The organism is Streptomyces sp. BL1 (genome assembly GCF_057628045.1).
On record NZ_JBXYWZ010000002.1, the window covers coordinates 7,279,346 to 7,301,288 of the forward strand.

Sequence of the window (21,943 nt, forward strand, 5' to 3'; positions counted from 1 at the left end):
CAGCCGAGGTGCTGCTCAGCCGAGGTACTGACAGGTGTCGCGCGGCGTGTACGTGCCGTGTCCGGCGCGTCCCGTGAACTCCCGCCCGGTGATGACGGGTTCGCCGCGCGACAGGACCGTCTCCACCCGTCCGGTCAGCCGCTTGCCCTCGTACGCCGAGTAGTCGACGTTCATGTGGTGCGTGGCCGCCGAGACCGTCTGCTCGGCGTGCGGGTCGTAGAGGACGATGTCGGCGTCCGCGCCGGGCGCGATCGTGCCCTTCTTCGGGTACAGGCCGAACATCCGGGCCGGCGCGGCGCAGGCGATCTCGATCCAGCGGCGGCGCGAGATGTGCCCGTCGACGACCGCCTGGTGCAGGAGGTCCATCCGGTTCTCCACGCCCGGCATGCCGTTCGGGATCCTGGAGAAGTCGTCGCGGCCCAGCTCCTTCTGTCCGCTGAAGCAGAACGGGCAGTGGTCCGTGGAGACCACCTGGAGGTCGTTCGTCCGCAGGCCCCGCCACAGCGCGGCCTGGTGCTCCCGCGGGCGAAGCGGCGTGCTGCAGACGTACTTCGCGCCCTCGAAGTCCGGCTCGGCGAGGTTGTCCGTCGACAGGAACAGGTACTGCGGGCACGTCTCGCCGAAGACCGGCAGACCGTCGCGCCGTGCCCGCGCCAGCTCGGCGACCGCTTCCTGCGCCGACACATGGACGACGTACAGCGGCGCCCCCGCGACCTGCGCGAGTTTGATCGCGCGGTGTGTCGCCTCCGCCTCCAGCAGCGCCTTGCGGACCTGTCCGTGGTGGCGGGGGTCCGTCTCGCCCCGGGCCAGGGCCTGTTCGACCAGGACGTCGATGGCGATGCCGTTCTCGGCGTGCATCATCATGAGCCCGCCGTTGTCCGCGGCCCGCTGCATGGCGCGCAGGATCTGCCCGTCGTCGGAGTAGAAGACGCCCGGGTAGGCCATGAACTGCTTGAAGGACGTGACTCCTTCACCGACGAGCAGGTCCATCTCCTTGAGCGTCTCGTCGTGGACATCGGAGACGATCATGTGGAAGCCGTAGTCGACGGCGCACTGCCCCTCGGCCTTGGCGTGCCAGGCGTCCAGCCCCTCGCGCAGCGTGTGCCCCTTCGCCTGGATGGCGAAGTCGACGATGGTGGTGGTGCCGCCCCAGGCCGCCGCGCGGGTGCCGGTCTCGAAGGTGTCGGCGGCGAACGTGCCGCCGAACGGCATCTCCATGTGGGTGTGCGCGTCGATGCCGCCCGGGATGACGTACTTGCCCCGGGCGTCGATGACCTTCGCGTCCGACCAGGAAGCGGCGCTCTCGCTGCCGCTCGTGGCGAGGGCCGCGACACGGCCGTCCTCGACGAGGACGTCGGCGTGCATCTCGTCGGCGGCAGTGACGACGAGACCGCCGCGGATGACGGTACGGGCGGAGCTCATGTTCTCCTCCAGAGGCCGGTGTTCAGGGGCGGGTCAGCGGCTCGTACGCCTGCGGGGCACGGTCGCGGTAGAACTGCCAGCGGTCCCGGACCTCGCGCAGCTTCGCCATGTCCAGGTCGCGGACGACGAGTTCGGGCGCCTTGTCGTCGGCCGGCTCGCCCACGTACTGACCCTCGGGGTCGACGAAGTACGAGGTGCCGTAGAAGTCGTTGTCGCCGTGCTCCTCCACGCCGACCCGGTTGATGGCGCCGACGAAATACTCGTTGGCGACGGCCGCGGCCGGCTGCTCCAGCTCCCACAGATAGCGGGACAGGCCGCGGCTGGTGGCCGACGGGTTGAACACGATCTGCGCGCCTTCCAGGCCGAGCGCGCGCCAGCCCTCCGGGAAGTGCCGGTCGTAGCAGATGTAGACGCCGACCTTGCCGACGGCGGTGTCGAACACGGGCCAGCCGCTGTTGCCCGGGCGGAAGTAGAACTTCTCCCAGAACCCCTCCACCTGCGGCAGATGCGTCTTGCGGTACTTGCCCAGGTAGCTGCCGTCGGCGTCGATCACGGCCGCCGTGTTGTAGAGGACGCCCGGCTGCTCCTCCTCGTACATGGGCAGGACCAGCACGATGCGGTGCTCGCGGGCCAGGTCCTGGAAGCGCCGTACGGTCGGCCCGTCGGGGATCGCCTCGGCGTACTCGTAGAACTTCGCGTCCTGCACCTGGCAGAAGTACGGGCCGTAGAACAGCTCCTGGAAGCACAGCACTCGGGCGCCCTCGGCCGCGGCGTCCCGGACGGCCTGCTCGTGCACCTTGATCATCGATTCCTTGTCGCCCGTCCAGGCGGTCTGGAACACGGCGGCGCGGATCACGGAACTCGTCGGACTCGCGGAACTCATCGGACTCGCGGAACTCATCGGACCTCCAGCTCAGCGGGGTTCGGGTAAGCCCACGACGATAGGAACCCCGGCCCCGGCGGCCGAGTCGCAGCGTGTCACGTCCCCGGCCGCATCGCGTTGCACGCTGTCACGCGCGCTGAGCGTCGTACGCGAGGAGCGCGATGTGCACCGACACGGCCTGCTCGAAGTCGTCCAGGCCGACGCCGAGCAGCGACTCGACGGCCTCCAGCCGCCGGTAGAGCGCCGGCCGGCTCATGTGGTGGAGCTCCGCGGTCCGCGACTTGTTGCGGCCCGTGGCGAGATAGGTGCGCAGCACCGGGAGCAGCCCGTCCGCGCCGTCGGAGCGCAGCAGCCCCTCCAACTCCCGCTCCGCGAAGGACTGTACGCGCGGGTCGTCGCGCAACAGCCGCACCAGGCCCCGCAGCCGTACGTCGCGGAGCCGTACGACCGGCGGCGTCGGCAGGTGGGGCGGCGCGCCGGCCGCGGCGTCGGCGACGTGCAGCGCCTCGCGCAGCCCTCCGGGCACGTCCGCCCAGCCGGTGCAGACGGGGCCGGCGGCGACGACGGCCGGCTCGCCCGTACCGGCCCGTTCACCGGTCCCGCCCGCCCCCGCGCGCTCGCCCGTCTCTGCGCGCAGCCTCGCGGCGAAGTGCGCGGTGAGCGGGTCGGCGGGCTGGTCGCGGGGGAGGCTGAGCAAGACGGCGGTGGAGCGCTCGGCCAGGTCGGCGACGAGCCCCGGCAGGTCCAGCAGGCGCAGAACCCGGTCCAGTTGAGCCGGGTCGCCGTCCCGTACGACCAGGGGTACGAAGGTGCGCCGGTTCACCGGAAGGCCCGCGGCGCGGGCGCGGGGCAGCAGCTGACGCGCCGGAACGGCCCCGGAGACCAGGTCGGCGAGCAGGGACTGCGCGGACTGCTCCTCCCAGCTGGCGCCCGGGCCGGAGAGCAGCCGGTGCAGCACGAGGGCCTCGGCGGTGCGCTCGGCGAGCACCCGCCCGGACGGATCGTCGCCGCGGTACCCGCACAGCACGACCGAACCCCAGCGTTCCCCCCGGCCGCCGAGGTCGGTGCGGATCCACCCCTCGCCGTCGACCCCGCCCGGCTGCCGCGTGATGCGGTCCCAGTCGCGCAACACGTCGTCCACGGCGGGCCGTTCACCCGCGGTGGCCAGTACGCGGTGGGCGAGGTTGGTGACGACGACCGGGCAGGCGCTGTGCGAGGCGACCTCGTCGAGCAGCTGTTGCAGGGGCGCACCGGCCGTGATGAGCCCGGTCAGCGCCGTACGGATGCCCTCGGAGAGGCTGACCGCGGCGAACTTCCGCCGTACGAGCCGGGACTGGACCTCCTCCGTCAACTCAGCGAAGGGGAACGGGCGGTGGAGCACGACCATCGGCAGCCCGTACCGTTCGGCGGCCCGCCGCATGGGCTCAGGGGCCGCGGGGAACGCCCGGCCGAGCCCCAGCACGAGGGCCGCCGCCTCGGCGCGGTGCAGGGCGTCGATGTACGCGGTCTGGCTGCGGACGTCGTCGGCGAGCAGCACGCCCGTCGTGAGGACCATCTCGCCGCCGCTGAGCATGACGCCGACGTCGGCCGCCTCGGCGACGTGCACCCAGCGGACGGGACGGTCGAGGTGGTCGGCGCCGGCCACCACCTCCGGCTCGCCGGCCGCGATGCGCTCCAGGGCGAGTATCTGGCGTACGGACAGGGTGTGTCCGGGCGCGGGCACGGTGGTCATCGGCGCCTCCTTCCCGGCCTCCGTCGCCGCCGGAACCGGCAGCGGAGAGGCCGTTGCCGGCGGCGGGGCGACGCGCGGCACGCTCGTGCGGTGATCACCTCGTGTGCCGCTCAGCATGCCGTGGCGGGGGCACGGGGCCAAGGAGTGCGACGCGCGGCGGCCTTCAGGCGTGCCCGGCGTGCGGGGTTCCGGCCGGGGTGCCGAGGAGGCCGGTGAGGAGGGCCGTGGTGGCGGGGGTGAGCAACTGCCGTCCGTCGGCCACCGATTCGAGGCCGGTGACGAGGGCGAGGCAGATGTCGGCGGCTTCGGCGGGGTCGACGCCGGAGACGGTGCCCGCTTCGCCGAAGAGGGAGAGGAGCAGGCGCCGCAGCTCCGCGGTGAAGGCGGTGCAGATGTCGCCGCACAACCGGGCCTTGTCGTCGAGGAGTTCGGCGGTGTGCGGGGAGTCGCCGGACAGTTCGAGGACCAGGCCGAGCTTGGCGGCCAGCACGCCCCGCAGGCGCTCGGCGTACGGGGCGTCCGCGTCCGCCGCCTCCCGGGCCCGCGCGAGCGCCTGGTCGTGCAGGCGCCCGGCGAGCCGTCGGAAGGCGTCGTCCTTGTTGCGGACGTACTGGTAGACCGCCGACCGGGACACGCCCATGGCGCCTGCGATGTCGTCCATCGTGGTGCGCCGTACGCCGTACCTGGTCAGGCAGTCGTACGTGGCGTCGAGGACCTCGTCGAGCCGGTCGGTGGCCATGCCGTTCAGGCCAGCTTCTTGAGCATTTCGGCGGCGAGCGGCGCGGAGGAGGCCGGGTTCTGGCCGGTGACCAGGTTGCGGTCGACGACCACGTACGGCGCCCAGGGCTCGCCTTCCCCGACGTTCACGCCGGCCTCGGCGAGGCGGTCCTGGAGGAGCCACTTCGCCTGGTCGGCGAGGCCGGCCTGGGCCTCCTCTGCGTTGGTGAACGCGGCCACGTCGTAGCCGGCGAAGGTGTTGCCGCCGTCGGCCTTCGTCGCGGCGAGCATCGCGGCCGGGGCGTGGCAGACCACACCGAGCGGCTTGCCCGACTCCAGGGTGCGGGTGAGCAGTTCGCCGGAGTCGGCGTTGACGGCCAGGTCCTCCATCGGGCCGTGGCCGCCGGGGTAGAAGACGGCGGCGTAGTCGTCGAGGCGTACGTCCTCCAGCTTCACCGGGGACTGCATTTCGGTGATCGAGGCGAGGGTGTTCGCGATGCGGTCGGCGTTCTCCTGGCCGCCGTTGGCCTCGGCGGCGAGGCTGCCCCGGTCGACGGTGGGCACGACGCCGCCGGGGGTGGCGACGGTGATCTCGTGGCCCGCGGCGGTGAACGCCTCGTACGGGGCGACGGCCTCCTCGGCCCAGAAACCGGTGGGGTGACGGGTGCCGTCGGCGAGCGTCCAGTAGTCGACGCCGGTCATCACGAAGAGGATCTTCGACATGGGGTGTTCTCCGGTGGGTGCGGATCCGCGTGCGGATCGGGGACGGTCGGCGTTTCCGGTGCTCTGACGGCTCTGACGCTCCGTGCGCAGAGTGTCAGCGCGGCGATGGCCCCACGCTAGGTCTCCCCGCGCATAGGAATCCAATAGGCTCGTCCATGTGACGGATAGGGAATCCAATGGGCAGCAGGGACGCGGCGCGGGCCTGACCGATCTCAATCTGCTGCGCACGTTCCTCGCGGTGTACCGGTCGGGTGCCTTCACCGCGGGCGCCCGCATGCTGGGCCTGTCGCAGCCCACGGTCACCACGCAGATCCGCGCCCTGGAGGGGCAGTTGGGCAGGGAGCTGTTCGAGCGGCTGCCGCGCGGCGTCGCCCCGACCGCGTTCGCGGACGAGCTGGCGGCCCGGATCGTGGAGCCGATGGACGCGCTCGGTGCGGTCGGCGGGCCCGGCGGCCTGCTCGGCGAGGGCGAAGCGGAGCCCGTCCATCTGGCGGGCCCGGCGGAGTACCTCTCGCACTGCGTGCTGCCCACGCTCGCCCCGCTGATCGACAAGGGCGTACGGCTGCGGACCACCTTCGGCCTCACCGACGATCTGCTGGAGGCGCTGCGCGCCGGGCGGCACGATCTGGTGGTGGCGACCGTACGGCCGCGCGGCCGCACCCTGGCCTCGGTGCCGCTCGCCGACGAGGAGTTCGTCCTGGTCGCCGCCCCGTCCTGGGCGCGGCGCATCGGCTCGCGGGTCGCCACAGAGGGCCCCGCGGCACTGCACGGCGTGCCCCTCGTCTCGTACGCCGAGGACATGCCGATCGTCCGCCGCTACTGGCGGCACGTCTTCGGCAAGCGCCTCACCTGCGACCCTGCCGTCACCGTGCCCGACCTGCGGGCGGTGAAGGCGGCGGTGGCGGGCGGCGCCGGCTTCAGCGTGCTGCCCCGCTACCTGTGTACCGCCGAACTGGCCTCCGGCGCCCTGGTGTTGCTCCACGAACCGGACGACGCCCCGATCAACACGGCCTTCCTCGTGCAGCGGCCGGGCTCCTCGGCCAACCCGCACGTCGGCCTCGTACGCGACCACCTCCTGCAGTCGGCCCGCGACGCCTGACAGTGACCCGGCACGACGGCCCGTGCGGAATTGCGCTCAGTCGGCCTTGTGGCGCTGGTAGTGCCGGGCCACGCGTGCGCGGTTGCCGCAGCGGGCCGCCGAGCACCAGCGGCGGCGCGGATGGGCCGGCAGGAACAGCAACACGCAGTCGCAGGCCTCGCACTGGCGGATCCTGGTGACGTCCGGGTCCCCCAGCAGCGCGGCGACGGCCTCGGCGAGCCACGCGATCAGCCGCTCTCCCGCCGCCCCGGCGCGCCGACGCGCCGACGCGCCACGGTGACCGCTGTCCCGTTCCACGCGAGTTCGCTGATCGCGGGCGCGGCGCGCTGCGCCTCGTTGAGCGCGTCGAGGTCGGCCTCGGGGGGACGGGTGCCGTGGCGGGCGTGTTCGAGGGCGCGGGCGGCGTGCTCCCGCAGGGCGTGCACCGCGTACAGCTCCTCGGTGGTGATCCGCGCCGGCACCTCCGGCAGCCGCTCGGCCTGCAGGTCCAGCCAGTGACGGAGGTCCTCCGGGGTGACGAGCAGTTCGCCAATAGTCGGGCGGGTGTTGACCAGGTCCAGGCCAGCGGCTCGCGCACCAGTTCCGGCGCCTCATCGACGTGCTGGGTGCCCAGTACCGCCTGATCGCCCCGGACCTTCCCGGGTTCGGACACACCGAGACGCCGGACGATTTCACCCACTCGTTCGACCGGCTCGCCGACATCACCGAAGGCTTCCTCCAACAGCTGGGCCTGGAGCGGTTCGTGATGTACGTCTTCGACTTCGGCGCGCCCGTCGGCTTCCGCCTCGCCGAACGTCACCCCGAGTGGATCGCGGGACTGATCACGCAGAACGGCAACGCGTACGAGGACGGGCTCTCGGACGCCGCCCGCGGCATCCTCACCCTGAGCCCCGAGGAGCCCGGCGCCGAGGACACCCTCCGGGGCTTCCTCACCCTGGAGGGCACCCGCATGCAGTACGAGACGGGCGTCGCCGACACGGCCCCGATCGCCCCGGACGGCTGGACCCTCGACCAGCACTTCCTGGATCTGCCGGGCCGCAAGGAAGCCCAACTCGCCCTGTTCTTCGACTACCCCGCCAACATCGCGCGCTACGGCCGTTGGCAGGCGTGGCTGCGCCGGCACACCCCGCCCACCCTCATCACCTGGGGGCGCAACGACCCCTTCTTCACCGAACCCGGAGCCCGCGCCTACCTGCGTGACCTGCCCGACGCCGAACTCCATCTCCTCGACACCGGCCATTTCGCCCTCGACACCCACCTGCCGGAAATCGCCCCGCTCATCGCGGACTTCCTCGACCGCAACCGGACCTGACCGCCCCCGCCGGCCTCAGCCGGACCGGCACCAGCACGCCAGCCGATCGGAGTTCCGCACCGTGCCCGACACCTGTGACGACACCGTGCCCGACACCTATTACGACCTCGGTGAGCACCGCCGCCGAGTGACGACCTCGTCCGATGACGCGCAACTGTGGTTCGACAGGGGCCTGTTGTGGGCGTACTGCTTCAACCACGAGGAGGCGGTCCGCTGCTTCGAGAAGGCCGTCCACCACGACCCGGAGTGCGCCATGGCGCACTGGGGCATCGCGTTCGCCGTGGGGCCCAACTACAACAAGGCATGGCGCATGTTCGACCGCGCAGGACTGGAGGCCGCCTTCGCCCGCGCGCATGCCTCGCTGGAGCGGGCCCGTACGGCATCCCGGCACGCCACGCCGTTCGAACAGGGCCTCGTCGAAGCCCTCGCCGCCCGCTTCCGAGCCGACACCGTGCCCGGGACGCCGGAAGAATTCCACCGGCTCGACGTCGCCTATGCCGAAGCGATGCGCCCGGTCCACCGGGCCCACAGCGAGGATCCGGACGCGGCGGCACTCTTCGCCGACGCGCTGATGTGCGTCAGCCCCCGCGCTCTGTGGGACCTGGACAGCGGGGAACCGGTGGGCTACGGCACCGTCGAGGCCCGCGAGGTGATCGAGAACGCGCTGGCCAGGACCGGCAGCGGCAAGCACCCGGCTCTGAACCACCTGTACATCCACCTGATGGAGATGTCCCCCCACCCCGAGGCCGCCCTTCCCGCGGCCGACCGGCTGCGCCATGCGGCCCCGGACGGCGGGCACATGGCGCACATGGCCACCCACATCGACGCCGCCTGCGGCGACTGGCGCCGCGTGGTCGACTCCAACGGCGACGCGGCCGCCGCGGACGACAGGTACTTCGCCCGCGAGAACCCCAGCGGCTGGTACTGGGCCTACCGCGTGCACAATCTGTGCGTGCGGTCCTACGGCGCGATGATGGCCGGCAAGTCGCACGAAGCCCTGGAGGCGGCCCGCCGGCTCGACGAACTCATCACCCCCGAGGTGCTCCGGCCCACCACACCCCCGATGGCCGATCTCGTCGAGACCTACCGCACCACGCTCCCGCACGCGCTGATCCGCTTCGGCCGCTGGCACGACATCCTCGCTCTGGAACTCCCGCAGGACGAGAAGCTGTTCTGCTCGACCACCGCGATGATCCACTACGCCCGAGGCATCGCCTTCGCCGCACTCGGCCGCATACCCGAGGCCGAGGCCGCCCGCGCCGAATTCACCGCCGCCCGCGCCACCGTGCCCGAGAGCCGGTGGAATGCCGTACCCGCCAAGGAGACCGACGTCCTCAAGGTCGCGGCCGGCATGCTCGACGGTGAACTGGAGTACCGCAAGGGCAACATCGAGGAGGCGTTCGCCGCGCTGCGCCGCGCGATCGAACTCGAGGACGCCCTCCCGTACACGGACCCGCCGGCCTGGCTCCAGCCCGTCCGGCACGCCTACGCGGCACTCCTGATGGAACAGGAACGGATCGAGGAAGCCGCCGGTATCTACCGCGCCGACCTCTGCCTCGACCGGACCCTGTCCCGGCGGCGCACCCACCCCCAGAACGTGTGGAGCCTGCACGGGCTGCACGAGTGCCTCACCAGGCTCGGCAGGCACGACGAGGCCCGGCAGATCACCCTCCAGCGTGACATCGCCGTCGCCACGGCGGACGTCGCCATCTCCGCCTCCTGCTTCTGCCGGCTGAGCGCGTTCGACGACGGCGGAACAGACTGCTGCTGAACGGGAGCGAGCGAGCGCGGCACTCCGGCGCCGTGACACGAACGGCCCCGCAGGCGCCAAGTGCGCCTGCGGGGCCGGGGGTTGCGCGAAGGTGGGGCGGCTACGAGCGGGTGGGCGCGTCCTCGCGGCGGCGCTTGGCGAGCCGGTCGCGTACGAGCGCGACGGCCACCACGAGCACGGCGACGAGCAGCGACAGCACCAACTGCTCGCGGGCGTCCGGGTCGGTGAGCATGTAGACCAGGATGAACGAGATCATCCCGATCGTCGCCCACGTCAGGTACGGGAACAGCCACATGCGGACGACGAGCTTCTCCGGCGCGTCCCGCAGCACGATGCGCCGCATGCGGAGCTGCGTGAAGCAGATGACGAGCCAGACGAACAGGGCCACAGCACCGGAGGAGTTGACGAGGAACGCGAAGACCGTGTCGGGCCACTCGTAGTTGAAGAAGACGGCGACGAAGCCGAACAGGACCGAGGAGAGGATCGCCGCCTGCGGCACGCCCCGCTTGTTCGTGCGGGCGAAGGCACGCGGCGCGTCGCCGCGCTGCCCGAGCGAGAACGCCATGCGGGAGGCGGTGTAGAGGCCCGAGTTGAGACAGGAGAGCACAGCGGTCAGCACGATCACGTTCATGATCTGGCCCGCGTGCGGGATGGCGAGCGCGTCGAGCGCCGCGACGTAACTGCCCTTCTCCGTCAGGGAGTCGGAGTTCCACGGCACCAGGCACAGCACGACGAAGATGGAGCCGAGGTAGAACACGGTCACGCGCCAGATGACGCTGTTGGTGGCCTTGACGACCGCGCGCCGCGGATCGGGGGACTCGCCCGCGGCGAGGGTGACGATCTCACTGCCCATGAACGAGAACACGACGAGCAGCACGCCGGTGAGGATGCTGCCCGGGCCGTTCGGCAGGAACCCGCCGTGCGAGGTGAGGTGGGACAGCGACGCCGACTGCGTGTCCACGCCCGGCAGCAGGCCGAACACGGCGAGCCCGCCGACCACGATGAACCCCGCGATCGCGACGACCTTGATGCCCGCGAACCAGAACTCGAACTCGCCGAACGAGCCCACCGAGATCAGGTTGGTGCCGGTCAGCACCGCCATCACGATCAGCGCCCAGGCCCACTGCGGTACGGCCGGCATCCAGCCGGCGAGGATGGCGGCGCCCGCGGTGGCCTCGACGGCGAGCACCACGACCCAGAAGAACCAGTAGAGCCAGCCGATGGAGAAGCCCGCCCAGCGGCCCAACGCCCGGTCGGCGTAGGCGGAGAAGGAGCCGGAGGCGGGGTCGGCAGCGGACATCTCGCCCAGCATCCGCATCACGAAGACGACCATCATGCCGACCAGGGCGTAGGACAGGAGGATGCCGGGTCCCGCGGCGGCGATGCCGGACCCGGATCCGACGAACAGGCCGGCGCCGATGACACCGGCGATGGCGATCATGGACAGATGGCGGTTCTTGAGGCCGGCCTGCAGTCCACCGGAGCCGTCTTGCTGCCCCGGTTCTGTGGCAGAGACCTCTGCCGTGGTCGTCGGCTGCGCGTTCATGGATTCCTTCGACATTCGACGGAGTTCAGGGCATGGCGGCATGCCCGTTCGTGCGCTCTGCGGAAGGCCGCGCGCTCCTCCGGAGTCGCGGCGAGCCGATGACGGCGACTCATCTTTCTCGCTGATATGGCCGTTCGGTGACCGGGATCCTAAGCACACGTGTCGCCGCACGGAAAGGGGGTGCGGGCGAATCGAAGAACAGTCCGGGAAACTCGCGGCACGGTTTGAGCATCTGTAGGAATCCGGGCCGCCCCGGGTGTGACATCTGCTCATGGTACGGGGCGTGACCTGCGCGTACCTTCGCCCGGGGCGAGGCGTCCCGAGCGCCCCCGAGTCGCGGCACACCGGGTTTGCGGGGTCGTGTGAATGCCTCGGCGCGCTGCTCGGGTGCCGTACCGGAATTCCGCGCCGGAAATTTTCACGGCCCGCCTGCGCACGCCGAATTCACCGCCGATTTCTCCGGCCGGAACGGCGTTCAGTGCCCGCGCTTCACCACGCCGCGTCGTCCCACTGGTCCAGCAGGTCGTCGCCCGACATCTCGACCGCGGGTTCGGACTGGCCGTCCTGGAGGGACTGTTCGGCCCAGATCACCTTGCCCCGCGCCGTGTACCGCGTGCCCCACCGCTGCGCGTACTGCGCGATGAGGAACAGGCCGCGTCCGCCCTCGTCCGTCGCGGCGGCCCGCCGCAAATGGGGCGAGGTGCTGCTGCCGTCGGACACCTCGCAGATCAACTGCCGGTCACGGAGCAGCCGTACGCGCACCGGTTCGGCGCCGTAGCGGATCGCGTTGGTGGCCAGCTCGCTGACGATGAGTTCCGTCGTGAACGCGAAGTCCTCCAGGCCCCACGTCTCCAGCTGCTCGCGGCAGGCCCCGCGGATGCGGGCGACGGCTGCCGGGTCCTGGGGGAGGTCCCACTCCGCGACCTCGTCGGGGCCGAGCAGGCGGGAGTGGGCGACGAGCAGGGCGACGTCGTCCTCGGGCTGTGCGGGCCGTACGGACTCGAACACCTCCCGGCACATGTCCTCCGGGTCCTGGGCGGACGCCTCGGCCAGGGCGGTCCGCAGCAGTTCCGTACCCGCTCCGGGAGCACGGTGCCGGTCCTCCAGCAGGCCGTCGGTGTACAGCACCAGCCGTGTCCCTTCGGGCAGTCGGAGCTCTGTCGTCTCGAAGGGGTGCCCGCCCGTTCCCAGGGGCGGGGAGGTGGGCACGTCGGGCAGGAGGACGGTGCCGTCGGGGTGGACCATGGCGGGCCCGGGGTGACCGGCGCTCGCCACGGTGGCCTTGCCGGTCACCGGGTCGTACACCGCGTACAGGCAGGTCGCTCCGGCCACCGGGTTGCCGTCGTCGACGCCGTCCTCGTCCTGGTCGAGTCGCGTCACCAACTCGTCGAGATGTTCGAGGAGTTCGTCGGGGGAGAGGTCCAGGGAGGAGAAGTTGTGCACTGCCGTGCGCAGCCGGCCCATCGTGGCGGCGGCGTGCAGGCCGTGCCCCACGATGTCGCCCATGACCAGGGCCACGCGGGCTCCGGACAGGGGGAGTACGTCGAACCAGTCGCCGCCGACGCCGGAGCGGGACGGCAGATAGCGGTGGGCGACGTCCAAGGCGTTCTGCTGGGGCAACCCGCGCGGGAGCAGGCTGCGTTGCAGCGTGACGGCGGTGGCGTGCTCGCGGGCGTACCGGTGCGCGTTGTCGACGCACACGGCCGCATGGCCGGCCAGTTCCTCGCTCAGCCGCACATCGTCCGGCTCGAACGCGTCGGACCGGTGCACACGCCAGAAGCCGGCCAGCCCGATCACGGTGCCGCGCGCCCGCAGCGGGATGACGAGAAGCGAGTGCGCTTCCGAGGACTCCTCCGGGACCAGCAGCTCCCCGTACGTGTCGGAGCCCGGTGCCGCCCGCTCCGGCGCCTGCCGCAGATCGGCTTCGAGGACCGCTTCGGCCGTCTCCAACGCCTGTGCCTGCGGGGAGCCTTGGGGGTAGGTGACGCGCTCGCCGAGCCGCGTGCCCGGGCCGTCCTCCGCGGCTCCGCGTACGGCCGCCCTGCTGAGCAGGAGAGACCCCGCCTCCGGCTCGTCGGCACGGAGCAGGGGTTCGGCCAGATCGATGGTGACGAGGTCGGCGAAGCGGGGCACCGTGGCCTCCGCCAGTTCCTCGGCGGTGCGCTGTACATCGAGGCTGGTGCCGATGTTGAGGCCCGCGTCGTAGAGCAGCATCAGCCGCTCCCGCGCGCCCTCGGCCCGGCCGGAGAGCCTGCGCAGCTCGGTCGTGTCGCGCAGCGTCGCCACCGTGCCGGCGGGCCCGCCGTACGGCGCCGTGGGGCGGACGTTCACGGTGAGCAGTCTGCCGCCCACCAGGTGCAGTTCGTCGGTGGCGAGGCGGCCGGACGTCAGCAACTCGGAGATGTCGGCGGGCAGTTCCAGCTCGGCGAGCCGGTGGTACTCCGCGCCCAGGGGCACGCCGAGGAGCCGGCGTGCCTCGTCGTTCACCAGGGGCAGGTGCCCGTCGGCCCCGACGACCAGCACGCCCTCGCGGACCGCGTGCAGCACCGCGTCATGGTGTTCGTACATCCGGGACATGGCCGCCGGACCCAGGCCGTGAGTGTCCCGCCGCAGCCGTGCCCCGATCAGCGCCGCACCGCCCGCTGCCAGGACGAGCGCCACGGCGCCGGACCCGAGCAGCACCGGCAGCTGGGAGGCCACCACGGCGTTGACCTTCTCGACGGTGATGCCGACGGACACTATCCCGACGACCTCGTGCCGCGGGCCGAAGACGGGCACGACGGCGTTCACCTGGCGGCCGAGGTTGCCGGTGAAGTTCTGGACGAAGGGTGTGCCCCGGGCGGCCTTCTTGTACGGGCCGATGACGTGCTCGCCGATCAGGTCGGGGCGGGGGCTGCTGCTCCAGCGGATGCCCCGGGTGTCATAGGTGGTGATGATGCCGACGCCGGAGAGCTTCCGGACCCGTTCTGTCCTGGGCTGGAGCGTCGCGGTCGGGTCGGAGGACGTCATCGCACGTACGGTGCCCGGCGCGTTGGCGAACGACTGGGCGACACCCAGTGCCTGTGCCTCGGCCTTGTCCTCGCTCTGCTGCCGGGCCTGCACCACGAGGGCCGACAGGCCCGTGACGACGAGCAGCACGACGATGAGCATCAGCAGCGCGAGGACGCGTCCGGCGATGCTGGACCCGCGTCCGGAAAGGCGCGATCGCACCTTGGCGACGGGGCCGCGGCCGTGCTGATCGGGCATCCCCTCATTATCGGTGCTCATGGTCCTGACGCCTCGCTGTCGCCCGTCGATCCCAGCTCACGCGGCGGGTCCGGTCCCTCGGGACGTCACCGCCGGCCGGGCATGTTCATGTGGCGAGGGTCGCACGACCCCGTCCCTTGACCCGCCCCCAGGGCCCCTTTAACGTCATTTTCCCATTCCAGGAACACGGATCCCGCACAGTGAAAAGAGGCAGTTCATGACTGCCATCGACGGCCGTTCCGCCGCGGAAAGCACCGACCCCTCCAGTTCCGCTCTGTACACCTACGACCTCGCGCCGACCAAGAAGGCCGGGCGCCGCTGGGGCGCGTACAACGTCTTCACGCTGTGGGCCAACGATGTGCACAGCCTCGGCAACTACGCGTTCGCCCTCGGGCTCTTCGCGCTCGGGCTGAGCGTGTGGGGCATCCTGCTGGCCTTCGTCCTCGCGTCCGTCCTGCTCTTCCTGCTGCTGACGCTGTCGGGCTACATGGGCCACAAGACGGGCGTCCCGTTCCCCGTGATGAGCCGCATCGCGTTCGGCATCAAGGGAGCGAAAATCCCGGCGCTCGTCCGCGGGGCCGTGGCCATCGCCTGGTTCGGCATCCAGACCTATCTGGCCGCCTCGGTGCTGAAATCCCTGGTCCTGGCGATGGCACCCGGGCTGAAGGGGCTGGACTCGCACTCCGCGCTGGGTCTCTCGGCGCTCGGCTGGCTCACGTTCCTGGCGCTGTGGGCGCTCCAGGTGGTCATCGTCAGCTACGGCATGCAGATGATCCGCCGGTACATGGCCGTCGCGGCGCCCACCACCCTGATCACCATGTGCGCGCTGGCGGTGTGGATGTTCGTCCGCGCCGACGGCTCCATCTCGCTGTCCACCGACGCCCCGCTCACCGGCGGCGCGATGTGGCTGCAGATCCTCCAGGGCGCGGCACTGTGGGTGGTGATCTACGGGACGTTCGTCCTGAACTTCTGCGACTTCACCCGGGCGGCCAAGAGCCGCGGCTCCATCATCCGGGGCAACGTCGTCGGCATTCCGGTGAACATGCTCTTCTTCGCGGGCATCGTCGTGGTCCTCAGCGGGGCACAGTTCAAGCTCAACGGGCACGTGGTCACCAGCCCCGAGGACATCGTCCGGACCATCCCGAACATGTTCCTGCTCGTCCTCGCGTCGCTCGCGCTCGTCGTGCTGACCATCGCGGTGAACCTGCTGGCCAACTTCGTCGCGCCGATCTACGCGCTCGTCAACCTCTTCCCGCGCCGGCTCAACTTCCGCCGCGCCGGTGTGGTGAGCGCCGTCATCGGCCTGGTGATCCTGCCCTGGAACCTCTACAACAGCCCGGTCGTCGTCAACTACTTCCTCGGCGGACTCGGCGCCCTGCTCGGGCCGCTGTTCGGCGTGATCATGGCGGACTACTGGCTGCTGCGGAAGTCCCGGGTGAACGTCCCGGACCTCTACACCGAGGACCCGCAGGGCGAATACCACTACCGCCGCGGCTACAACCCGCGCGCCGTCGGCGCGTTCATCCCCTCCGCCGCGCTCGCCGTCGTGCTCGCCCTGGTGCCCGCGTTCCACGCCGTGGCCGGGTTCTCCTGGTTCATCGGCGCCCTGGCAGGTGCGGTGCTGTACGCGGTGATCGCCGACCGCAGCCGCCCCTGCCACGACGTCGACGGCGAGACGATCGCGGTCGCCGCGGAGTGAGTTCGGTGTGCCGGTGCGTCAGTTCCCGGCCGTGCCGGGGGTGTCGGAGCAGCAGCTTGCGCCGCGGCGCGCCCACTGCGCGAGAGGGAGGCCGTCGGTGCTCATCGGCTGGTCGTCTCCCGTCCACCTCTGCGGCCATCCGAGAGGGGAGTCCTCCCAGCCCTCCTGGCGTCCGTGGACCGTCCTGTCCAGCAGCGCGGAGCCGTTGGCCATGGCCTCGACCCCGCGGCCGGTCGTCCAGTACGTCTCGAACACCCGGTCGCCCTGCCGCAGATAGGCGGCCAGCATGAACGGGCCCCGCCCCGCCATCAGCGTGTCCAGGGACTCCCGGGCCGAGTACCAGGGCATGTCCCAGCCCATGAAGTCCCGGTAGCGGACGCTCTCTTCGTACGGGCCCTGGCAGAACGTGGCGTAGGTGACGTCGCGGGAGTGCAGCGGGGACAGTTCGCGGACCTGCGAGGTGAAGAACGTGCAGCCCGGGCACTGCTCGGCGGCGGGCCGGCCGGTGTGCCACATGAAGTAGTAGGCGAGCAGCTGGCTGCGGCCCTCGAACGTCTCCAGCAGCGTGACCGGGCCCTTGGGACCGGTCAGCGTGGTGGCCGCGTCCACCTCCACCATGGGCAGCCGCCGCCGCGCCGCGGCGATCGCGTCGCCTTCGTGGGTGTGTGCCTTCTCGCGGACCCGCAGCGCGTCCAGCTCGGCCTGCCAGGTGGCCCGGTCGACGACCTCGGGTGCGTTCTGGTCGGTGGTCATGGGGTTTCTCCTTCGTTCCGGTCCCCGGTGGGCTGTTCCGTCCCCGGTGGGGTCTTTCACTCCACCGACGAAGGGCGCCGCCCCGGATCGACACCGTCGGCGGAGAAATTTCCGGCGCCCCGGGACTGCCCCAGAGCTGCCGTTGGGAGCCGGAGTCGGAGCTGCCGTCAGAGCTCCCCGAGGCGCCGGGTCAGGTAGCGGCGCTCGGGCTCGGTCGGGGCCAGCTTCAGGGCCTCCTCGTACGCCGCTTCGGCCTCGGCGGTACGGCCGGCCCGGCGGAGCAGGTCGGCGCGGGTCGCGGGCAGCAGGTGGTATCCGTCGAGGCGGCCGGACGCCGTCAGCTCGTCGACCAGCGCCAGACCGGCCGGAATCCCGTCCGCCATCGCGACCGCCACGGCACGGTTGAGGTCCACCACCGGCGACGGCGCCAGCCGGCCCAACTCGGCGTACAGCGCGGCGATCTGCGGCCAGTCCGTGCCCGCCGCGTCCGGCGCGGTGGCGTGGCAGGCGGCGATGGCGGCCTGCACCTGGTACGGCCCGGCCCGCCGTATCGCCAGCGCCCCGTCGAGCGTCGCCACACCCTCGGCGATCAGCGCCCCGTCCCAGCGGGACCGGTCCTGGTCCTCCAGCGTGACCAGCACGCCGTCGTCCGTACGGGTCGCGCGCCGGGCCTCGTGCAGCAGCATCAGCGCGAGCAGGCCGCGCGGCTCGGGCTCGTCCGGCATCAGCCGGGCCAGGACCCGTGCCAGCCGGATGGCCTCGGGCGTCAGGTCCCGGCGCGTGCCGCCCTCGTCGCCGCTCTCGCCCCCGGTCTCGCCCTCTGTCTCGTCGTAGCCCTCGTTGAAGATCAGGTAGAGCACCGCGAGGACGGCGGGGAGCCGCTGGGGGAGGAGCCCCGCGGGCGGGACCCGGTACGGGATGCCCGCCTCCTGGATCTTGCGCTTGGCGCGGACCAGGCGCTGCGCCATCGTGGGCTCGGCCGTCAGGAAGGCCCGGGCGATCTCCGCGGTGCTCAGGCCGGCCAGCGTCCGCAGGGTGAGCGCGACCCGCGCCGGGAACGGCAGCGCCGGATGACAGCACGTGAAGATCAGCCGCAGCCGCTCGTCCGGCACGTCCTCCGCCCCTGTCTCCTGCGGCTGTGATTCCTCCGGCTCGCGTGCGAGGGCGGCGAGTTGACGCAGCTTGGCCGTCCCCGCGGCGTCGCGGCGCAGCTGGTCGACGGCGCGGTTGCGGGCCGTGGTGGTGAGCCAGGCGCCCGGCCGGCGCGGTACGCCGTCGCGCGGCCAGCTCCGCAACGCGGCGGCGAACGCCTCCTGCGCGCAGTCCTCGGCCAGGTCCCAGTCCCCGGTCAGCCCGATCAGGGTGGCGACGACCTGCCCCCACTCGTCCCGGTAGGCCGCCTCGACCGCCGTCCGGACCCGGTGGCCGGGCGCTGTCATTCCCAGACCGGGCGGACCTCGACCCCGCCCCAGCGTGCGTACGGATGCCCGGCGGCGATCCCGATCGCCTCGTCCAGGTCCGCGCACTCGACGACGACGAAGCCGCCGACGAAGTCCTTGGTCTCGGCGAACGGCCCGTCCGAGACGAGCGTTTCACCGTCACGGACCCGTACGGTCGTCGCGTCCACCACCGGACGCAGCCGGGCGCCGAGGATCTCGCAGCCCCGCCGTTCCAGGTCGGCCGCCCACGCCTGGTGCACGGGATCCGCCGCGAGCTCCTCGTTCGACGGCGACACCGACTCGTCGTCGCAGATCAGCAACACGTACTTCATGCGCTGGATTCTGCCCGACCGGAGCCCTCTCCGGGGGCGCCGGAGCTTTCCCGGTGAGTCGGCCCGGCGTCGCGTCGTCAGCGCGTGTGGACGGCCTCGCCTCCGACCAGGGTCAGGTCCACGGTGGCCTCCTTGAGGGATTCGGGGCCCAGGGCGAGGACGTCGTGGGAGAGGGCCACCAGGTCGGCGTACTTGCCCACCGTGACCGAACCCCGGTCGTGCTCACAGAAGTTGGCGTACGCACTGCCCAGCGTGTAGGCCTCGATGGCCTCCGGCAGCGTGATGGCCTGCTCCGGTATCCAGGGCTCGCCGCCGTCGGGGGAGCGGCGGGTGACGGCGGTGTAGAGGTGGGCGAGGGGGTCCATCTCGGCGACGTTCCAGTCGGAGGAGAAGGCCAGCCGGGCGCCGGCGTCGCGCAGCGAGCGGAACGCCCAGGCGTGCGCCCAGCGTTGCGCTCCGATGCCCTCGGCCCAGTCCTTGCCGGGGCCCGCCACGTCCGGGGCGCCGTGCCGGGGCTGCATGCAGGCCACCACGCCGAGTTCGGCGAAGCGGTGTACGTCGTCCGGGTGCAGGCACTCCACGTGCACGATCTGGTGGCGGGCTTCCCGGGGGCCGTTGGCCGTACGGGCCGCGGCGTGCGCGTCGAGCGCGGTGTGGATGCCGCGGTCGCCGGTGGCGTGGGTGAAGGTCTGGAAGCCGCGCCGGTCCAGTTCGGTGAGGACGCGGGCGAACTCCTCGGGCGGATAGAAGGTGCTGCCGCGGTTGCCGGGCTCGTTGGCGTACGGCTCGAAGAGCGCGGCGGTGTGCGGCTCGACCACGTCGTCGATGTAGAGCTTGAGCGGCCCGACCCGCAGCCGGTCGTCGTCGAACTCCTTGGCCGCCGCGGCGAATTCGTCCAGCTCGGCCGGTGTCGTACCGCGCGGGTGGAAGAGCGCGGCCACCAGGCGGGAGCGCAGCCGGCCCTCGCGCCGGGCCCGGGTGAACAGGTGCAGGTCGTCGAGGGAGTTCTGCGGCTCGACGACCGTGGTCAGGCCGTGCGCTGCGGCCATGTCGAGGGAGGCGGTCAGCCGCTTGTAGCGGCGCTCCGTACCGGCCCACGGCAGGAATTCCGCGAGGGCCCGCTGTCCGTCCCGGGCCAGGCCGAGGACGGCGAAACCGGTGAGGAAGCCGGTCGGTTCGCCGGTGGCCGGGTCCTTCTCCACGACGCCGAAGGGCAGTTGACGGGTCTCCCGGGTGATGCCCAGGCGGCGCAGCGCGGCCGTGTTGAGCCAGACGCTGTGCACGTCGTACGTGAAGATCATGGCGGGGCGGTCGCCTGTCACCGGGTCCAGGTCGGCGGCGGTGGGCATGCGGCCGCCGGGGATGGCGCCGTAGTCGAAGGCCTCCCCCTCGATCCACGGCGCGTCCGGGTGGGCCGCGGCCCATTCCGCGATGCGCCGGTGCACCTCCTGGAGGGTGCCGGCGCCCGCGAGTTGGGCGCTGTCGGTGTCGGAGCCGAGCCGTACGTGGTTGTGCGCGTCGACGAAGCCCGGCAGCAGCAGCCGTCCGGCGAGGTCCCGGACCTCGGTACCGGGTCCGGCGAGTGCGGTCACCTCGGCGGCGGTGCCCACCGCCGTGATCCGGCCGCCGCGCACCGCGACGGCCTCGGCCTCCGGCAGCGCCGGATCGACGGTGTGCACGCGGGCGTTGGTGAGGATCAGGTCGGGGGCGGTGCTCATGAGGGTTCCTTGCTCTGCGGTGTGCGGTGCTTGTCCACGGGGCCGGGGGATTCCGTACGCGGCCCGGGGACTTCGGCGGCGGGCGTGAGCCTCTTGTGCAGCAGGAGGCAGCCGGAGCTGACGCCCGCGGTGGCGGCGAAGGCGAGGGCCACCGGCACCCAGGAGTCGCCGGAGGCCGAGTAGAGCCAGCTCGCCGCCGAGGGTGCCGCGCTGCCCAGCATTCCGGCGAGCTGGAAGCTGAGGGACAGCCCCGTGTAGCGCACGCGCGGCGCGAACCAGCCGGAGATCAGGGTGCCGATCGAGGCGTACGCGATGGTGCTCGCCAGCATGGGCAGACACATGGCCGCCCACAGCGCGGGCAGCGAGCCGGTCCCGGCGAGCCAGAACATCGGGAAGGCCACGGCCAGATGGAGCAGCATGCCGAGGAGGGTCACGCGGCGCAGCCCGTACCGGTCGGCGGCCATCGCGGCCAGCGGTGTGCACACGATGATGACGACGGAGGCGGCGGTGCCCGCGCCCGCGGCCTCCGAGGCGGAGAAGCCGAGCGCGTCGACGGCGTACTGGGACATGAACGTGACGACGACGTAGTAGCCGCCCACCGTGATCAGGAAGGCGCCGGTGGCCAGCAGCCAGGTGCGCCACGCGCCGCGTATCACCTCGACGACGGGGGCCGATTCCTTGGCCTCCCGCTCCTCGGCCCGCCGCGCGGCCTCGAACTCCGGGGACTCGTCGATGGTGGTGCGGATGATCAGGCCGACGAGGATGAGCACGGCGGACAGCAGGAAGGGGACGCGCCAGGCCCAGTCCTGGAGCGCGTCCCGGCCCAGGAGGCCGACCAGGGCGAAGACGCCGGTGGAGAGGAAGTAGCCGATACCGTCGCCGAGTTGGGGGAAGGAGCCGAAGAACGCGCGGCGGCGGGGCGGGGCGTGCTCGACCGCGAACAGGACGGCGCCACCCCACTCGCCGCCGACGGCGAGGGACTGGATCACGCGGATCGTCACCAGCAGCGCGGGGGCGAGGACGCCGAGCGAGGCGTAGCCGGGGAGCAGTCCGATGGCGACGGTGGCGACGCCCATCAGCAGCATGGACCAGATCAGGGCCTTCTTGCGGCCGTACCGGTCGCCGATGTGCCCGAAGAGGACCGCGCCGAGCGGGCGTCCGAGCGCGCCGACGAACAGGGTGGCGAAGGAGAGCAGTACGCCCACGGCGCGGTCGGTCCCGGGGAAGAAGAGTTCGGGGAAGACGAGCGCGGAGGCCGTGGCGTAGATGCCGAAGTCGTACCACTCCACGCTGGTGCCGATCAGCGAGGCACCGGCCACCTTCCAGGGGTTGGAGCGTTTCGGCTGTGCTGTGGTGGGGCCGGTCGGGGCGGCACGGTCGGCGGGGCCGGCTGCGGCTGGGCTCATCGGTCCGGGCTCCTTGTCGGAGTGGCGGGCGGGCAGCGTGGCGGGGGACACTGGAATGGATCCGACTGGACCCTTTAATGCCGGGTGACGTTATGGCCCTCCCCGGGGGGTGTCAATAGGATCCGGAGGAACCAATTCATGGAGT

At 71.8% G+C, this 21,943-nt stretch carries 18 protein-coding genes; 4 read left to right on the plus strand and 14 right to left on the minus strand.

Annotated features, from left to right (window positions below; genetic code table 11):
- Nucleotides 1-15: 15 nt before the first annotated feature.
- The 5 genes from hydA to AC3AGO_RS32020 all read right to left on the minus strand — a co-directional run bounded on the left by hydA (nucleotide 16) and on the right by AC3AGO_RS32020 (nucleotide 5,477).
- Nucleotides 16-1,422: a dihydropyrimidinase gene (gene hydA, locus AC3AGO_RS32000; RefSeq protein ID WP_487823766.1), complete on the minus strand. Its 1,407-nt coding sequence runs from the start codon at nucleotides 1,420-1,422 to the stop codon at nucleotides 16-18.
- A 22-nt stretch (nucleotides 1,423-1,444) separates the two neighbouring features.
- Nucleotides 1,445-2,323 carry a nitrilase-related carbon-nitrogen hydrolase gene (locus AC3AGO_RS32005; protein ID WP_487823767.1) on the minus strand — a complete coding sequence of 293 codons (879 nt, stop codon included), beginning with the start codon at nucleotides 2,321-2,323 and terminating at the stop codon, nucleotides 1,445-1,447.
- 109 nt (nucleotides 2,324-2,432) lie between these two features.
- On the minus strand, nucleotides 2,433-4,037 hold the full coding sequence (locus AC3AGO_RS32010) for a PucR family transcriptional regulator (protein WP_487823768.1): 1,605 nt from the start codon (nucleotides 4,035-4,037) through the stop codon (nucleotides 2,433-2,435).
- 163 nt (nucleotides 4,038-4,200) lie between these two features.
- On the minus strand, nucleotides 4,201-4,776 hold the full coding sequence (locus AC3AGO_RS32015) for a TetR/AcrR family transcriptional regulator (protein WP_487823769.1): 576 nt from the start codon (nucleotides 4,774-4,776) through the stop codon (nucleotides 4,201-4,203).
- 5 nt (nucleotides 4,777-4,781) lie between these two features.
- The gene (locus AC3AGO_RS32020) at nucleotides 4,782-5,477 is read right to left on the minus strand and encodes a type 1 glutamine amidotransferase domain-containing protein (protein WP_487823770.1); all 696 of its coding nucleotides are present in this window, start codon (nucleotides 5,475-5,477) and stop codon (nucleotides 4,782-4,784) included.
- A 157-nt stretch (nucleotides 5,478-5,634) separates the two neighbouring features.
- On the opposite strand from AC3AGO_RS32020, the gene AC3AGO_RS32025 reads away from it, so the two are divergent.
- Entirely contained in the window at nucleotides 5,635-6,576 is a 942-nt protein-coding gene (locus AC3AGO_RS32025) for a LysR family transcriptional regulator (protein WP_487823771.1), read from the plus strand.
- A 36-nt stretch (nucleotides 6,577-6,612) separates the two neighbouring features.
- On the opposite strand, the gene AC3AGO_RS32030 is transcribed toward AC3AGO_RS32025, so the two are convergent.
- The gene (locus AC3AGO_RS32030) at nucleotides 6,613-6,873 is read right to left on the minus strand and encodes a CGNR zinc finger domain-containing protein (protein WP_487823772.1); all 261 of its coding nucleotides are present in this window, start codon (nucleotides 6,871-6,873) and stop codon (nucleotides 6,613-6,615) included.
- Nucleotides 6,804-7,136, minus strand: coding sequence for an ABATE domain-containing protein (locus AC3AGO_RS32035; RefSeq protein ID WP_487824889.1), 333 nt, complete (start codon nucleotides 7,134-7,136; stop codon nucleotides 6,804-6,806). Before AC3AGO_RS32035 ends, AC3AGO_RS32030 begins: the two co-directional genes overlap by 70 nt.
- 38 nt (nucleotides 7,137-7,174) lie before the next feature.
- Here AC3AGO_RS32035 and AC3AGO_RS32040 point away from each other — a divergent pair, with 38 nt between their 5' ends.
- Together AC3AGO_RS32040 and AC3AGO_RS32045 are read left to right on the plus strand one after the other, a co-directional pair.
- The gene (locus tag AC3AGO_RS32040) at nucleotides 7,175-7,888 is read left to right on the plus strand and encodes an alpha/beta fold hydrolase (protein WP_487823773.1); all 714 of its coding nucleotides are present in this window, start codon (nucleotides 7,175-7,177) and stop codon (nucleotides 7,886-7,888) included.
- 61 nt (nucleotides 7,889-7,949) lie between these two features.
- Entirely contained in the window at nucleotides 7,950-9,659 is a 1,710-nt protein-coding gene (locus AC3AGO_RS32045) for a hypothetical protein (RefSeq protein WP_487823774.1), read from the plus strand.
- A 100-nt stretch (nucleotides 9,660-9,759) separates the two neighbouring features.
- On the opposite strand, the gene AC3AGO_RS32050 is transcribed toward AC3AGO_RS32045, so the two are convergent.
- Complete coding sequence (locus AC3AGO_RS32050) at nucleotides 9,760-11,205, minus strand: amino acid permease (protein WP_487824890.1); 1,446 nt, start codon at nucleotides 11,203-11,205, stop codon at nucleotides 9,760-9,762.
- Nucleotides 11,206-11,694: 489 nt separating this feature from the next.
- A complete protein-coding gene (locus tag AC3AGO_RS32055; RefSeq protein ID WP_487823775.1) occupies nucleotides 11,695-14,472 on the minus strand; it encodes a SpoIIE family protein phosphatase in 2,778 nt (925 codons plus the stop codon).
- A 196-nt stretch (nucleotides 14,473-14,668) separates the two neighbouring features.
- On the opposite strand from AC3AGO_RS32055, the gene AC3AGO_RS32060 reads away from it, so the two are divergent.
- Nucleotides 14,669-16,150, plus strand: a complete 1,482-nt coding sequence (locus tag AC3AGO_RS32060; protein ID WP_487823776.1) for an NCS1 family nucleobase:cation symporter-1 — start codon at nucleotides 14,669-14,671, stop codon at nucleotides 16,148-16,150.
- 18 nt (nucleotides 16,151-16,168) lie between these two features.
- On the opposite strand, the gene AC3AGO_RS32065 is transcribed toward AC3AGO_RS32060, so the two are convergent.
- The 5 genes from AC3AGO_RS32065 to AC3AGO_RS32085 all read right to left on the minus strand — a co-directional run bounded on the left by AC3AGO_RS32065 (nucleotide 16,169) and on the right by AC3AGO_RS32085 (nucleotide 21,798).
- The gene (locus AC3AGO_RS32065; protein WP_487823777.1) at nucleotides 16,169-16,903 is read right to left on the minus strand and encodes a DUF899 family protein; all 735 of its coding nucleotides are present in this window, start codon (nucleotides 16,901-16,903) and stop codon (nucleotides 16,169-16,171) included.
- 167 nt (nucleotides 16,904-17,070) lie between these two features.
- Nucleotides 17,071-18,342, minus strand: a complete 1,272-nt coding sequence (locus tag AC3AGO_RS32070; RefSeq protein WP_487823778.1) for an RNA polymerase sigma factor — start codon at nucleotides 18,340-18,342, stop codon at nucleotides 17,071-17,073.
- The gene (locus AC3AGO_RS32075; RefSeq protein ID WP_487823779.1) at nucleotides 18,339-18,674 is read right to left on the minus strand and encodes a YciI family protein; all 336 of its coding nucleotides are present in this window, start codon (nucleotides 18,672-18,674) and stop codon (nucleotides 18,339-18,341) included. The genes AC3AGO_RS32070 and AC3AGO_RS32075 overlap by 4 nt, the downstream gene beginning before the upstream one ends.
- 77 nt (nucleotides 18,675-18,751) lie before the next feature.
- Nucleotides 18,752-20,392: an amidohydrolase gene (locus AC3AGO_RS32080; RefSeq protein WP_487823780.1), complete on the minus strand. Its 1,641-nt coding sequence runs from the start codon at nucleotides 20,390-20,392 to the stop codon at nucleotides 18,752-18,754.
- Entirely contained in the window at nucleotides 20,389-21,798 is a 1,410-nt protein-coding gene (locus AC3AGO_RS32085; RefSeq protein ID WP_487823781.1) for an MFS transporter, read from the minus strand. Before AC3AGO_RS32085 ends, AC3AGO_RS32080 begins: the two co-directional genes overlap by 4 nt.
- Nucleotides 21,799-21,943: the final 145 nt, after the last annotated feature.